The sequence below is a fragment of the Deltaproteobacteria bacterium genome, from assembly GCA_035063765.1.
Taxonomy (GTDB): Bacteria; Myxococcota_A; UBA9160; order UBA9160; family PR03; genus CAADGG01.
The window spans coordinates 65643-79998 of record JAPSFT010000014.1 but is presented as its reverse complement, the minus strand read 5'-3'; the positions used below and the strand labels follow the sequence as shown (position 1 = coordinate 79998).

Below are 14356 nucleotides of genomic sequence, written 5' to 3'. Positions count from 1 at the left end.
ATCCGCTAGGCCGGCAGCAGCGCCATCGTCTGCTGGAGGGGCGGAACCTCCCTTACCACCCGCAGCGCATCGTGGCGCACGTGGTCGTGACGCATCTGCTCGCGGACCATCTCCTCGGTCACGGTGCCGTTCTCGATGCACTCGCGCAGCAGGCCGAAGAAGAAGTTCTCCTGGTTGCGGTCCGGGTGCTGGCGATAGCGGCCGAGGAAGGCGTAGTCCCCGAACCACTCGCGCCGGACCCGCATCAGCCACCCGATCGGCGGGAACTGCGGGAACTTGTCGGCCGGCGTGAAGTCGATCGGCAGGCCGGCCTTCCAGGGCTGCGTCCAGCGCTTGGTGGTGTGCAGCATCTTGGTGTGCTTGGTGAGGACGTCGAGGTCGTTCCAGTGGCTCTCGAAGAGCCCGATCGTGTCGCGGTCCTCGTGGCGCAGCGTGATCCAGTCCTTGTAGTCCAGCTTGCCGTCGAACATGTCGTTGAACTGCTTCTCGACGTTCCAGTGGCCCAGCTTCGCGCAATCGAGCAGCATCACGCTGGTGGCCATCGGCCCGTTGATGCTCCGGCTGGTGCGGCTGCGCGGCCGGCACATGATGGCCTTGCCCCGCATGTCCCGCGACAGGAGCTCCCAGACGTCACCGACGGCGAAGACGTCGGGGTCGATGACGACGGCGCGTCCGCTGTAGCCCATCAGCTCGGGCGGCATGAAGCGCAGCGGCGTGAACGACTGCAGGTCGTTGTTCCGCCACGGGCGCATGACGCCGTTGCGCAGGAAGGGCTGCCCCTCGCGATCCTGCAGGAACTTGTGGTCCTTCGTCTCGATCAGGCGCACGTCGAAGCGGTCGGCGTGCGCGCTGTTCCGGCGCAGCGAGTGCGCCCCCACGATGGCGCCGAGGATCTGCTTGTGGTTGACGTGGATGAACACGCAGGGCTTCTGCGTGCTGCGCTCCGGCGTGGAGCCCGATGTAGAGCCCGATGTGGAATCGGCCATGGTCTCTCTCACCCTCCCATCCGAGTGTTCGTGCCCCCCCCCCGACGCCTCGAACCGACGCCTCGAACCGAGGCCTCGAACCGAAGCCTCGAGCCACCGTGCCTGTTCCGCACGGAGGCTGCGGGGAGCCCACAAGGGGCAGCGTATAGCCCCCTGCCCCGTGTCTTGCGTATGACGGCGATCATGTCACCGCTGTCATCGAGCGTCTCGGCGGCCCCCCGCGGGTCGCGGCGTGCCATCACCGGCCGCGGTGGCGGCCACGTGCCCGCCGGCGCGCCTCGCCTCAGCCGCGGGAGACCTCGCGCAGGCGCGATTCGTCGACGATGCGGATGCAGCCGACGCGCCCCTCGACGATCCCTTCGCGCTCGAGGCGCCGCAGCACCCGGATCGCGGTCTCGACCGTGGTCCCGGCGGCCTCGGCGAGCGCGCGGCGCGTGACGTGCGCCTCGCCCTTCGGTGCGGCGGCACGCAGCAGGGCGGCGGCGAGCCGCGCCGGCGCGGGATCGTGGGCGAAGGACCGCAGGCGGTCGTGCGCTTCCCGCAAGCGGCGCAAGAGGATGCGCAGGATCTCGGCGTTGAGGGCCGGTTCCTCCTCGAGCAGGCGCTGGAAGCTCTCGCGGGGCAGCCACCACGCGCTGCCGGCAGTGACGGCCTCGGCACTCGCGGGGTAGACGTGGGTCTCGAGCGCCGACAGGACGCCGAAGGCTTCGCCCTCGGCGAGCACGTCGAGGGTCGTGAGCTGGCCGTCGCTCGAGCTCTTGTAGAGCCGGACCTGGCCCGTGCGCACCACCCAGAGCCGGTCGGCGGGGCTCCCCTCGAAGTAGAGCACCTGCTGGCGCTGGAAGCTCTTCTCCCGCAGGCGGGGCCGCAACCGCGCCAGGCGTTCGGGCGACAGCACGCGGAAGAGCTCCACCCCCTGCAGGGCCGCCTCCGGCTCGATGGGCTTGCCGCTGTGCACCGACTCGCTCCCCGTCTTATGATCGGCATCATAGGGAAGTGGCGCGCGACCCGTTACACGAGGAGCCGGGGTGAACCAGAGCCGAGGTGGGGACACCGTGGGACAGACGGTGCGAAGCGAGCATCGCCGACTCGACGAGCTGTTCGTCGAGGTGATCGCCGTGTTCGCTCCGCCCGGGGCTGCGGAGGAGATGCGCGACGCCTTCGCCGCCCTCTCCGAGGCCTTGGACCTGCACTTCGAGCAGGAGGACCGGCTCTACTACGCCTCGATCGCGGCGCTCCGGCCGGACCTCAAGCCCGAGATCCTCGCCATCTCCGAGGCCCATCGCGGCTTCCGCCTCGCCCTGGCCGCGATCGGAGACCAGCTCGAGCGGGGCAGCCTGGCGGCCGCCCGGCGCAGCTTTGCCGCCATGACCCGCGCCTTCCAGCACCACGAGGCGCTCGAGGAGCGCCTCCTGCACCGCGTCGAGGAAGCCGCCGGGATGGGGCCCTGAGGCCCCGGGTCGTCACCAAGGGAAGAAGGCCCCCCCCACAGGGACGTGGTGGGGGGATCCGGCTGATCGCGATCAGGGCGCTCGCCGGGCGCGGCCTTGCGGGCGACGGGCTGCGGGCCTCGGCGCTCCAGGTGCATCGGCAGCCGCCGCGGCCAGCTCCGCGAGCTCGCGGAACGCGGCCGGGATCGCCCGGGCCAGCTTCGCGAGGTCCGGCACCACCTCGCGGTCGGCGATCAGTCCGAAGCCGAGCCGCCCGTCGTAGCTCAGGACGGCGACCCCCAGGCCCTGGTGCTCGAAGAGCGGGAGGTGGGGGTAGAGCTCGAGCAGCCGCGCACCCAGCACGTAGAGCGGCATGGGCGGCCCCGGCACGTTCGTCACGATCAGGTTGTAGGGCCGCAGCCGGGCGACGAGGCGGACGCCGAGGCGCGTGACCCACGGTGTGGCGAGCCCGTCGGCCAGACGCGCCAGCGCGTCGATCCCCTCCGCAGCCCGCGAGGCCTTGAGCCGCTCGGTCTCGCGGCGGATCCGCTCGTAGCGGCGCCGCGCATCGGGCTCCGCGACCGGCAGCGAGAGGAACAGCGCCGAGACGTGGTTGGCCACGGGTGCCGGATCGCCGGGTGGCCGCATGTTCACGGGGATCACCACCCGGTGGTCCAGCCGGACCGGCCAGGCCGTACGCCCGCCGAGGAAACGATGCAGGGCACCGGCGACGATCGCCAGCACCACGTCGTTCACGGTCCCGCCGAGAGCGTTCTTGACCTTCTTCACCGCGTCGAGCTCGAGCGAGCACCACTCGACCCGGCGATGGGGCCCGATCGGCCGGTTCAGGCTCGTCGGGTCCGGCAGGCGCAGGGCTGCATCGAGCGCCTGCGCAACGGCCGTGCCGGTCCGGAGCACGCCCGCGAGCGCAGGACCCGGGTGCGCCGCAACGCTCCCGAGCCAGCGCAGCCACCCGGCGCCTCCCTGCGCCCGGTGCGCGAGCTCGTCCGCGAGGAGCTCGAGACCGCCGGGCGCCGCTCGCGGGTGCCATTCCGGAGCCGGCCGGATCCCTTCGTCGGGCCGCGTGCTGAAGAGCAGCGTGAGCAGGCTCGAGCCGGCGACTCCGTCCACCATGCAGTGATGGACCTTCGAGACCAGGGCGAAGCGATCGCCCTCCACCCATTCGACGATCCACATCTCCCAGAGCGGCCGGCTGCGGTCGAGCGGCTGGGCGAGCAGGCGGCCGGTGAGCTCCTGCAGCGCCGCCCTGGATCCGGGCCGGGGCAGGGCCACGTGTCGCAGGTGGTAGCTGAGATCGAAGCGGGCGTCGTCGACCCAGAGCAGCTCCCCGGTCAGGGGATGGGACACGAGGCGCTGGCGGTAGCGCGGCAGCTCCTGCAGGCGCCCCTCGACGTGCTTTGCGAGCCGGGCGGCGTCGATCCCGCCGTCGGTGGTGCGCAGCGGCCCGGCCTCGAAGAGCGCCACGGCCGCGACGTGCATCGGCGTGGCGCGCTGCTCGAAGTGGAGGAACGAGGTGTCCTGGGTGCTCAGCCGCTGCCAGCCCGCCTTCGTCATGCGCAGAACCTGCTGGCGCAGCTCCGCGGCCGTTATGACCCGGGTCATGGCGGCAGCAGTCCGGATCCCGGCTCCCCTCGCACCGCATCGCGGTTCTTCCATGGACTCGCGACACGCAGCCGCGTCGAGAAGCGGCGCCGCACGGAATCCGGCCGATGGCGGCGGCCGACTCCGGCCGCGGCTCGCCGGACCCGGCCGCGCGCCCTCGCGTGCCCTCAGCGCGATCCCCGCCCGACGGGCACGGGGATTGCTCTCCCCCGCTCCGGGGGCTGGAGGGCGCGATGGAGCGGATGCGTTCGATCCTGTGGGTCGGCGGGGCGGAGCGGCTGCGCGACGAGGCGGTTGCGGACGCGCCGCTGCTCGACGTGGCCTGGGCGCGTGACGCCGACGACGCGGCGTCGCTCCCGCTCGCCGCCTTCGACGCCCTGATCCTCGACAGCGACGACGCCGACGACGCCCACCAGGCCCTGCGCCGCCTGCGCCGCGCCGGCGCCCAGGGCTTCCCCCCGATCGTGGTCCGGCTGCCGGATCCCGACGCGGAGGCCGAGCACGCGCTGCGCCGGGCGGGCGCGGCGGTGGTGGCTCCGCGGCCCTCGGCGCAGCGTGGAGGCGAGCCGCTGCCCGCACTCCTCGCCCGGGTCGGCCCGCCGCGGCCGGCCTCGCGCCCGGCCGCGGCCGCCGCGCGGGACGACCTCGACGAGCGCCCTGCCCCGCCGCGCTCCGCCCTGGTCGCGCGCAGCCCCGCGATGCGCGCGGTGCTCGCGCTCGCGGCCCGCGCGATGCGCTCGCACGCGACCGTGCTCGTCACCGGTGAGACCGGAACCGGCAAGGAGCTGCTCGCCCGCGCGATCCACGACGGCAGCACGCGCCGCGCCGGGCCCTTCGTCGCCCTCAACTGCGCCGCCTTCCCGGACGCGCTGCTCGAGAGCGAGCTGTTCGGGGCCCTGCGCGGCTCCTACACGGGAGCGGATCGCGACAAGAAGGGACTCTTCGAGACCGCCGAGGGCGGCACGCTCTTCCTCGACGAGGTGGGCGAGACCTCGCCGCCGCTCCAGGCGAAGCTCCTGCGCGCACTCCAGGAGCGCGAGGTGCGGCCACTCGGAGCCGCGAAGCCGCGCCGCATCGACGTGCGCCTGGTAGCGGCCACCAACCGCTCGCTCCAGGACGAGATCGCCCGCGGCGCCTTCCGCGAGGACCTCTACTGGCGGCTCGCCGTCTTCCACGTCGCGGTGCCCCCGCTGCGGGAGCGCCGCGAAGACGTGGTCCCGCTGGCGGAGCACTTCCTGCGCCGCCACGGGGAGCGCGACGCCAAGCCCGGCTGCCGCCTCGCTCCCGACGCCGCCGACCTGCTGCTGCTCCACGCCTGGCCGGGCAACGTCCGCGAGCTCGAGAACGAGATCCAGCGCGCGCTCGCGCTGGTCGAGGCTGGCGACGCGATCGGCGCGCACGATCTCTCCGATCGCCTGCGCGCCGCCCTCGCCCCGATCGCGGAGACCGCCGCCGTGCCCGGTGCCGAGACGCTGCGGGCCCAGATGGCGCGCCTCGAAGCCTGGCTGATCCGGCGTGCGCTCGCCGCCCACGGCGAGCGCCGCGCGGCGACGGCGCGCACGCTCGGGATCACCCGCGAGGGGCTCTACAAGAAGCTGAAGCGCCACCGGATCCAGTGATCCGATCGCGGCCGCGATCGCTACGGCCGGCCGCGCGTCGCGAGCGCCACCGCGTGGCGCCGCCCGCCGGCGCCGGCGCGCTCGCTGCGCACGCGGAAGCCGGCGCGCGCGAGGCTCCGCTCGAACGCGGGGGCCGGCTCCTCCAGCCAGACCGCGAGCACCCCGCCCGCGCGGAGCGCCGCGCGCGTCCGGGCGAGGGCCTCGCGGCCGAAGTGGGGGTGATCCGGCCGGCAGCGCGGGCCCGGCCCTTCGTAGAGGTCGAGCACCACGGCGTCGAAGCGCGCGCCGCCGGGCCGCGCCGCCCCGCGGATCGTCTCGGCGACGTCGCCGATCTCGACCCGGACGCGCGGATCGCCCGCGGCGCCTCCGCTCAGGGCGGCCAGCGGTCCGCGCCGGCACCAGGCCGCCACGGCCGGGTTCAGCTCGGCGACGACGACCTGCGCGTCGGGCCCGAGCCCGTCGAGGCAGGCGCGCAGGGTGCAGCCCATGCCGAGGCCGCCGACCAGGACGCGCGGCGCCGCGCGCCCGGCGATCGCCTCGGCCGCGAGCCGGCCGAGCGCGAGCTCCGAGCGGTTCGCGCGGCTGTTCATGAGCACGCGCCCCCCGATCGTGATCAGGAGCTCGTCCGGGCCCCGGCGGCGCAGCTCGAGCCGGCCCTCGGCCGTCTCCACGACCTCGAGCGTCTCCCAGGGCCGCGTCACCGCGCGGAGCGCCGGCTCAGGCCGCGCGCGGCGCGCCGCCGCGCACCGCGTCGAGGTGCGCGAGCACCGCGGCGAGCCAGGCCTCGGGATTCTCGAGCTGCGGGCTGTGGGCGGCCTCCGCGATCACGACGAGCCTCGCGTCCGGGATCCCGGCCGCGAGCTCCCGCGAGCCCCGCAGGAGCGGCGCGGAGTCCTGCTCCCCGACCAGCACCGTCACCGGGCAGCGGATCTCGGCCAGCCGGTGCAGCAGGCCGTCACCCGTGCACAGCGCCGGGCCGAGCGTCGCGAAGGCGATCGGGTCCATCGCGAGCGACTTCGCGCGCATCCGCGCCCAGAAGCGCTCCTCGCCCATGCGCTCGACGCAGCGCGCGAGCGCGGGCGCGCTCTGCGCCTGGCCCGCGAAGCTCGCCCGCGAGAGCTCGAAGAGCGCCGCCATCCCGGATTCGCGCGCGAGCCGCGCGGCGCCCTCGAGGAACGGCAGCGCCTCGCGCAGCACCGGCCCCGCGGCGGTATCCATCAGGATCAGGGAGGCCACCCGCGCGGGCGCCCGGAGCGTCAGGTGCTGCGCGACCAGCCCGCCCATCGAGTGGCCGAGCAGGTCGCAGCACGGCACGCCGGCGGCATCGAGGAAGGCCAGGAGGTCGCCGGCGAGACGCTCGAAGGTGTAGTCCTCGGGCGCCCCGGGCCGGCTCGTCCCGCCGTGCCCGCGCAGGTCCGGGGCAAGCGTGCGGCCGCGCGTCGCCAGCGCCGGCAGCACGTCGGCGAAGTCGTCGCTCGAGCCGGTGAAGCCGTGTACGAGCACGAAGGGGCGCCCGCCCGTGCCCTGCTCCTCGTAGTGGACCACGAGCCCGCCCGCCTGGATCTGCGCCATGTCTCTCGACCCTCCCCCCGCCGCGCTCGCCCGCGCGCGGCCTCACGAGCCCGCTCGGTCGCCCAGCAGCTTCCCCGGGCGCAGCAGCAGGACCAGCGCCGGCACGATCGTGAGCGTGGTGAGGCAGCTCGTCGCCATCATCAGCGCCACGTAGCCGCCGAGCTGCCGCCAGAGCGCGAAGTCCGAGGCCAGCAGCGTCGCATTGCCGGCCGCGATGGCGGAGGCGACGAAGAAGATGGCGCGGCCCGAGGTGCGCAGGGCCTCCGCCACCGCCTCGCGGAGCGGGCGCAGCCGGGTCTCCTCGCGCAGCCGGAAGAGCAGGTAGATCGCGAAGTCGGCGCCGAGGCTCACGCCCATCGCCGTGTAGCTCGCGGTGGCGAAGGAGAGCCAGCTCCCGATCCAGCCCATCACGCCGAGGTTCACGACCACCGCCGCCGCCAGCGGCGCGAGCACCAGCAGGCCGACCAGCGGCGAGCGGAAGACGAGCGCTGCGAGCGCGAAGATCACGAGGCCGATCTGGGCCATGTTCTCGATCTTGTTGCGCACGACGCTGCCGTTGAGCGCCGCCGCCTGGCCGAGCTCGCCGCCCCCGACCCGCACCCGGACGCCGGGCGGGAAGCGCCCGGCGGCCGTGGCCCGCAGCTTCGCGAAGATCTCCTCGGTCCACGCCACCCGGTCGGCGCGCGCGAGCGCGTGGATCGCGGCGACGTCGCGGTCGCTCGAGAGCACGCGGCGCAGGTCGCCAGGGTCGAAGAGGAGCAGGTACTGCTCGATCAGCGCGCGGTCTCCGGGCACCCGCAGCGCGGCCTCGCGGCCACCGTCCATCGCGCGGTTCATCGTGCGCAGGTAGTCGGCGACGGAGACGGTCGCCGTCACCGCCGGGTCCGTGCGCAGCACGGCCTCGAGCTCGGCGATGCCGGCCAGCACCGGAGGCTCGAGCAGCGAGTCCACGCCCTCGCCCTCGACCAGGACCCGGATCGTCGAGGTGCCGGTCAGGCGCTCGCGGATCGCCCGGTCGGCCGCGATCACCGGCTCGTCGTCGTCGAACCAGGAGCGGAAGGCGGTGTTGACCTCGATGCGGGCGATCCCGAGCCCGCAAGCGGCGGCAAAGGCGATCACGGCGGCCAGCAGCGCAGCGGGCCGCGCGAGCACGATCCGCACCAGCCCGTCGAGCAGGCGGTCGAGCCGGCGATGGCTGCGCTCGCGCAGCGCCTCGGCCGAGGCCGGCGCGCGCAGGAGGGTCCGGCAGGCCGGGATGAAGGTGAGCTCGAGCACCAGCGTCGAGAGGATCCCGAAGGCCGCCATCAGGCCGAAGTCGCGCACGGCGGGGACACGGAAGGTCGCGAGCGAGGCGAAGCCCGCCGCGGCGATCCCGCAGGCGATCGCCATCACCGGCCCGATCCGGAGCAGCGAGGTGACGACCGCCGCGCGGTTGTCGCCGAGCTCGTGGTAGCACTCGTAGTAGCGCTTCAGGATCTGCACGGCATGGCCCGCCGCCACCGACAGCACGAGCACCGCGGTGATCGCGGTCCAGGGGGTCAGCTCGAAGCCGAGCGCTGCGGTGATGCCCATTGCCCAGACCACCGAGAGCCCCGCCGTGACGAGCGGCAGGAAGACCGCCTGCCAGGTGCGGAAGGCCTCGTAGTGGACCCCGGCGATCACCCCCAGCGCCAGCACGATCAGCGGCACGATCCCGTAGGTGGCGCCGTTGAGCGCGGCGAGCGCCGGCGACTGCCCGCCGACCCAGACCTCCACGCCGGGCGCGCGCTCGCGGGCGGCGATCGCCTCGAGCGCCGCGCTGATGCGCCCGGGCGAGCCGTGATCCCGGAAGTCGGCGAGCACCATCGCGCCACGCGCATCGGCCGCCACGATCGTGCCGACGTACATCGGGTGGGAGAGCGCGCGCTCGCGCACTGCGGCGAGCGCGGCGGCATCGCCCGGGATCGGCTCGGGCACCAGGGGCTCGACGCGCACCAGGTCGCCGTCGGCATAGATCACCTTCGCGCGCGGCGAGGTGAGCGAGAGCACGCTCTCGGGGACCGTGTCGGGCAGGGCCTCCACCGCCTCCGTCACGCGCCGCACGCGCGCGAGCACGTCGGGCGTGAAGACGTCGCCCTCCGCGACCGCGATCCCGATCAGCGAGGTCTGCGCGAGCCCGAGCGCTTCGTCGAGCCGGCGGTCGATGACCGTATAGGGGTGATCGTGGGGCACCTCGTCGGCGAGATGCACCTCGAGCCGGAGGTGCCGCAGCTCCGCCGCGAAGGCCCCGGTGAGCAGGAGCACTGCGGCCACCACCCAGCGCGGGTGCAGGGTCACCAGACGAGCGATGCGCTCCACGGCAGCGCGGGTGTACCACCGGCCCCCGGGCACCGCCACGCGCTCGGGGTGCGCGCACTCGACACCCCCACACGCGCGGGCGAAGCTCCGGGGCGCCCGAACGGAGGTTCCGATGGCCGACGAGGCGATCCACAAGAGCGAGGAGGAGTGGCGCCGCACGCTCACGCCCGAGCAGTACGCGGTCTGCCGCCAGAAGGGGACGGAACGCGCCTTCAGCGGCGCCTACTGGGACTGCCACGAGGACGGCCTCTACCGCTGCGCCTGCTGCCAGGCCGTGCTCTTCGACGCCGGCGACAAGTTCGACTCCGGCAGCGGCTGGCCGAGCTTCACGCGCCCGGTCGCGGAGGGCCGCGTGCGCACCGAGACCGACCGCAGCCACGGGATGGTGCGCATCGAGGTGCTGTGCGCCCGCTGCGGCGCGCACCTGGGCCACGTCTTCCCCGACGGCCCCGGCCCCGCCGGCCAGCGCTACTGCATCAACTCGGTCTCGCTCGAGCTGGCGAAGAGGGAGCCGGCGTGAGCGGGCGCTTCGCGGGGCGGGTCGCCTTCGTGAGCGGCGGCGGGACGGGGATCGGCCTCGCCTGCGCCCGCGCGCTCGTGGCGGGCGGGGCGCAGGTGATGATCGCCGGCCGCCGCGAGGAGGTTCTGGCACGCGCCGCCGCGGAACTCGGCCCGCGCGCGGCCTACGCGCGCTGCGACGTCACCGACGACGGGGCCGTCGAGGCCGCCGTCGAAGCGGCCGCGCGCCTGGGCCCCCTGCGCCTGGCCGTGAACGCCGCCGGCACCGGCAACATCGGCAGCGTGCTGAACGGCCCCGCGGCGGACTTCCAGGCGCTCCTCGACACGAACCTGACCGGCGTCTACCGCTGCCTGCGCGCCGAGGCGCGCGCGATGAAGGCGGCCGGGGGCGGCGCGATCGTGAACGTCTCGTCGATCGCGGGCACCCTCACCCACCGCTGGATGAGCGCCTACTGCGCCTCGAAGGCCGGCGTCAACATGCTGACCCGCTGCGCCGCCGACGACCTCGGCGAGCACGGGATCCGCGTCAACGCCGTGATGCCGAGCCTGGTGCCGACGGAGCTCACGGGCCCGCTGGTCGGCAACGGGCAGGTCGTCGAGGAGTACCTGCGCCGGATGCCGGTCGCGCGCCTCGGCACGCCCGAGGACGTGGCCGCACTGGCCGCCTTCCTGCTCTCCGACGAGGCGTCCTGGATCACGGGCCAGGTGATCGGCGTCGACGGCGGGCACACGATCCGCCAGGGCCCGGACCTGCAGCCGCTCTTCGCGCAGCTCCTGCCCGTCGAGCGCTGAAGGCGACCGCGCGCCCGGCCGCCTCAGCCGGCGTCGCGCGCGGCGGCCGCGCGGCGGCCCGCGAGCCTCCCGAAGAAGGTGGCGTCGCCGATCGAGAGCCCGCTCGCGTAGCCGCGGCCCTCGCGCGGCAGCCCGGCGCTGTTGCGCCCCGCGGCGTAGAGGCCGGGGATCTCCTCGCCGTCGGGGGTCAGCACCTCCCCGGTCGCGCGCGTGGCCAGCCCGCCGAGCGTGAAGACGGCGTAGATGGAGGTGGCGGTGCAGCAGTCGACCGCGGCGTAGGGCGGCACCTGCAGCGCCCGCAGCGATGCCGCCGCCTTGTGGAAGAGGGGATCCTCACCGCGGCTCGCGAAGCGGTTGTACTGCTCGATGGTGTGGACGAGCGCGCCCTCGGGCATGGCGAGCGCGCGCTCGAGCGCCTCGAAGCTCTCCTCCACCGCCGCAATCTTGTGGAAGGCCTGGGTGCGCCCGTAGAGCGCGTCGTCGACGATCAGCCAGGCGCGTCCCTTGGCCTCGTGCAGCATCGCGTCCCCGGTGCGGCCGGCGTAGGCGTCCTCGTTGACGAAGCGCTGGCCCTGCGCGTCGACGAGGATCCCCTTGGTGTGCGCGCCGGGCGGGTAGTAGGCGTTCAGCACCAGGCCCTCGTGCATGTTGACCGCGGCGGCGCCGGCACCCTGGCCGAGCCGGATGCCGAGCCCGTCGTCCCCGGGCGACGACGCCTTCCAGTTGCAGGCGAGCAGGCTCGGGGCGTGCGCCGCGACCATCGCCGGGTTCTCGATGAAGCCGCCCGCGCACAGCACGACGCCGCGCCGGGCGCGGACGCGCAGCTCGTCGCCCGCGCGCCGGGCGACGACGCCGACCACGCGGCCGTCCGCACGCTGCACGAGGCGCTCGGCGCGGCAGTCCCCGAGGACCGCGGCGCCGGCCTCGCCGGTGGCGCGCAGGAAGCACTCCATCAGGTAGCCGCCCGCCTCGCCCGGCCGCGCGGGCTTGTGCCCGCGCGGAGCCGGCTTCGCCTGCTCGACGAACGGGTGGACCAGCTCGTTGCCGCTGTAGTAGAGGCCGTCGGCGCCGAAGGGATGGGTCGTCTTCTCGGGCTCGAAGCTCGCCTGGAACTCGACGCCGAGGGCCGACACCCACTCGAAGTGCTCGACGCTGCCCTCGCAGAACAGGCGCACCCGCTCCTCGTCGGCCTGCCTCCCGGCGGCGAGCCGGACGAACTTCGTCATCTCGGCGACCGTGTCCTCGAAGCCGCACGCCTTCTGGATGCGCGTTCCGCCCCCGCAGTAGATCACGCCGGTCGAGAGCGCGGTGGTGCCGCCGCCACGGCTCATGCGCTCGAGCACCAGCGTCTGCGCGCCGGCGCGCGCCGCCTCGATCGCCGCCGACGCGCCCGCGCCGCCGTGGCCTACGACGACCACGTCCGCCTCGTGGCTCCAGCTCGTCACGCTCTCGCTGCGCAGCGCCCGCGTCGAGCCCGAGGACGAGCTCTCCCTGCCGTTCACGACGTCCGTGCCTCCCGAGGGTCCGGCCCGATCGAAGGGCGCCCGAAGCTAGGGGCGGCCCCGGCCGGGTGCAACGACGATCGGCCGCGCAGCGGCGCGATCGCCACGCGGGCGTCGATCCTGCTCGCTGCGCCGGCGCCGTGGCGTGGGTGCCTGCCGCTTCGGTCTTGCCGGGTGCCCGGGCCTCAACCTGGCCGACCCGTCCAGGCGAGCGCCGCGCCGATGCAGGCCGCCGTGATCCCGGCGCCCAGCACCACCTGCACCGGCGTGTGATGGCCGAGCCGCAGCCGCGCCCAGCCGACCAGCGCCACGCCCGCCGCCAGCGGGAGCGCCGCGGCCGGTGCCAGCGAGCCGAGCAGCACCGCGCAGCCGGCGGCCGCGCCGGCGTGGACGCTCACCTTGGTCACGCGGTTGAGGAGCGCGCCGATCGCGTTGGCCACGATGGCGGCCACCAGGCAGGCGACCAGCAGGGCCGGCGCGCCGGCCGCGCGCAGCAGCACGAGCAGCGCGACCAGGCAGGCGCCGCCGAGCGCGTAGAGCGCGCGGCGCTCCTCGCGTACCGTCACGTACCAGTCGCCGTCGCCGCGCCGGAGGCGCTGCGCCACCAGGAGCGCCGCCGGGGGCAGGATCGCCACCGCGACGCAGGCGGCCGTCCAGCCGAGCGCCGCGCGCCAACCCAGGCCGAGCAGGTGCAGCGCGGCGAGCAGCGTCGGCACCGGCACGACGAAGGGATGGAAGACGCGCGAGACCCAGACGGCGAGGCCCTGCACGGCCTCGCGCTCAGTGCGAGCGCATGTGCTGCAGCAGGCCCTGGGTCGGCTGGCCGTCGGCCTGCAGCCCCTGGGCGCGCTGGTACTCCATGATCGCGGTGCGGGTCTTCGGGCCCATCGCGCCGTCGGCGCTCCCGCTCAGGTAGCCGTGCCGGATCAGCTCGCCCTGGACGTCGGCGACCAGGGCGTTGCGCGTCGCGCTGCCGCGCCGCTGCTGGTACAGGTCCGAGGGCCGCGTGGCCTGGATCTGGGCCACCAGGTTGTTCTGCGCGTCCATCAGCGCCGCCGCGATCAGCTTGCCCTCGTCGGTGTTGCCGTAGCCCGACACGCCGGCGATGCCGGCGACGCCGCCGCCCCAGCCGCCGAGCCCGCCGGCGCCGCCGAAGTCGCGCACCTTCGCCGAGCCCTCGGACACCCCGACCTGCACGCCGCTCTGGGCGTCGGTCAGGAAGAGCGTCGTCTGGGCCTCCTTGATGCGCATGCTGCCGAGCGCCGCGCCCGCGAGCGCGCCGGCGCCGCCGCCGAGCAGGCCGCCCACCGCCGAGCCGATCGCGCCGCCGCCGGCGTTCGGGTTCGAGAAGATCACGTTGGGCGTGATCAGGTACTGGGTGGTGACCATCCGGCCGCGGGCGGTCTGGCTGCCCGAGCGCAGCATCCCGCTCTGCCGCAGCATCTCCTCCTGCTCGATGTTGCGCATCGCGGCGCCCCGGTCGACGACCGTGAAGCAGTTCGACTGCGCCATGATGAGCCGCATGAGCGGCAGCGGCGACGAGAGGCCCAGGCTCTGCAGCCCGGTCAGCGCCTCGGGGCTGGCCTCGACGAGCGCGGCGGTTCCGAGCGGCTCCGAGCAGCGCACGAGCTGGTGCGATGCGCCCTGGGCGCCGGCGGAGCCGCCCGAGCCCTGCACCATCGAGCCGCCCTGGCCGAGCTGCGGCGTGCCCTGGCAGGCGGCGAGCGCGAGCGCCGCGCCCGCGGCGAGCGCGGCGTGGGCCCGACGGCGGCCACCCCGCGGCCCGCGGTCCCTCTCCCGTTGCGAGACTCCGTCCAGGGTCGTCGTCGAGCATCCGAGCATGTGTCCCTCCCCTCCTGCGCCGCAGAGCAGGCGCACCCTGCGGCCGGTGTGATACGCGCCCGCCTGCCTGCCCGTCAAGGGGAAGGCCGTGATCGCGATCGCAGGGATCGGCCCGCCAGCCGTTGGACTGGAGG

Annotated in this window: 13 protein-coding genes; 4 read left to right on the top strand and 9 right to left on the bottom strand. The window is 74.7% G+C overall.

What is annotated here, in order from left to right; translation table 11 throughout:
- Positions 1–5: 5 nt before the first annotated feature.
- On the bottom strand, positions 6–986 hold the full coding sequence (locus OZ948_12330) for a hypothetical protein (protein ID MEB2345520.1): 981 nt from the start codon (positions 984–986) through the stop codon (positions 6–8).
- 283 nt (positions 987–1269) lie between these two features.
- Positions 1270–1944 (bottom strand): Crp/Fnr family transcriptional regulator, encoded by a 675-nt coding sequence (locus tag OZ948_12325; protein MEB2345519.1) that lies wholly within the window; start codon positions 1942–1944, stop codon positions 1270–1272.
- 70 nt (positions 1945–2014) lie between these two features.
- Here OZ948_12325 and OZ948_12320 point away from each other — a divergent pair, with 70 nt between their 5' ends.
- Positions 2015–2437: a hemerythrin domain-containing protein gene (locus tag OZ948_12320; protein ID MEB2345518.1), complete on the top strand. Its 423-nt coding sequence runs from the start codon at positions 2015–2017 to the stop codon at positions 2435–2437.
- Positions 2438–2509: 72 nt separating this feature from the next.
- Here OZ948_12320 and OZ948_12315 read toward each other — a convergent pair whose 3' ends face one another.
- Positions 2510–4039: a wax ester/triacylglycerol synthase family O-acyltransferase gene (locus tag OZ948_12315; protein MEB2345517.1), complete on the bottom strand. Its 1530-nt coding sequence runs from the start codon at positions 4037–4039 to the stop codon at positions 2510–2512.
- A gap of 233 nt (positions 4040–4272) precedes the next feature.
- Between OZ948_12315 and OZ948_12310 the strand changes: the two genes are divergently transcribed.
- Complete coding sequence (locus OZ948_12310; protein MEB2345516.1) at positions 4273–5658, top strand: sigma 54-interacting transcriptional regulator; 1386 nt, start codon at positions 4273–4275, stop codon at positions 5656–5658.
- Between the two features lie 20 nt (positions 5659–5678).
- On the opposite strand, the gene OZ948_12305 is transcribed toward OZ948_12310, so the two are convergent.
- Genes OZ948_12305 through OZ948_12295 form a run of 3 tightly spaced genes read right to left on the bottom strand, consistent with a single transcriptional unit; the run spans position 5679 to position 9567 of the window.
- On the bottom strand, positions 5679–6359 hold the full coding sequence (locus OZ948_12305; GenBank protein MEB2345515.1) for a spermidine synthase: 681 nt from the start codon (positions 6357–6359) through the stop codon (positions 5679–5681).
- A gap of 16 nt (positions 6360–6375) precedes the next feature.
- Complete coding sequence (locus OZ948_12300) at positions 6376–7230, bottom strand: alpha/beta fold hydrolase (GenBank protein MEB2345514.1); 855 nt, start codon at positions 7228–7230, stop codon at positions 6376–6378.
- Positions 7231–7272: 42 nt separating this feature from the next.
- Positions 7273–9567 carry an MMPL family transporter gene (locus OZ948_12295; GenBank protein ID MEB2345513.1) on the bottom strand — a complete coding sequence of 765 codons (2295 nt, stop codon included), beginning with the start codon at positions 9565–9567 and terminating at the stop codon, positions 7273–7275.
- 112 nt (positions 9568–9679) lie between these two features.
- On the opposite strand from OZ948_12295, the gene msrB reads away from it, so the two are divergent.
- Together msrB and OZ948_12285 are read left to right on the top strand one after the other, a co-directional pair.
- The gene (gene msrB, locus OZ948_12290) at positions 9680–10087 is read left to right on the top strand and encodes a peptide-methionine (R)-S-oxide reductase MsrB (GenBank protein MEB2345512.1); all 408 of its coding nucleotides are present in this window, start codon (positions 9680–9682) and stop codon (positions 10085–10087) included.
- A complete protein-coding gene (locus tag OZ948_12285; protein MEB2345511.1) occupies positions 10084–10878 on the top strand; it encodes an SDR family NAD(P)-dependent oxidoreductase in 795 nt (264 codons plus the stop codon). The genes msrB and OZ948_12285 overlap by 4 nt, the downstream gene beginning before the upstream one ends.
- 23 nt (positions 10879–10901) lie before the next feature.
- Here OZ948_12285 and OZ948_12280 read toward each other — a convergent pair whose 3' ends face one another.
- The 3 genes from OZ948_12280 to OZ948_12270 all read right to left on the bottom strand — a co-directional run bounded on the left by OZ948_12280 (position 10902) and on the right by OZ948_12270 (position 14222).
- Positions 10902–12380 (bottom strand): FAD-dependent oxidoreductase, encoded by a 1479-nt coding sequence (locus tag OZ948_12280; protein MEB2345510.1) that lies wholly within the window; start codon positions 12378–12380, stop codon positions 10902–10904.
- 185 nt (positions 12381–12565) lie between these two features.
- Positions 12566–13150 (bottom strand): hypothetical protein, encoded by a 585-nt coding sequence (locus tag OZ948_12275; protein MEB2345509.1) that lies wholly within the window; start codon positions 13148–13150, stop codon positions 12566–12568.
- A 10-nt stretch (positions 13151–13160) separates the two neighbouring features.
- Positions 13161–14222 carry a peptidoglycan-binding protein gene (locus OZ948_12270; GenBank protein MEB2345508.1) on the bottom strand — a complete coding sequence of 354 codons (1062 nt, stop codon included), beginning with the start codon at positions 14220–14222 and terminating at the stop codon, positions 13161–13163.
- Positions 14223–14356 lie beyond the last annotated feature (134 nt).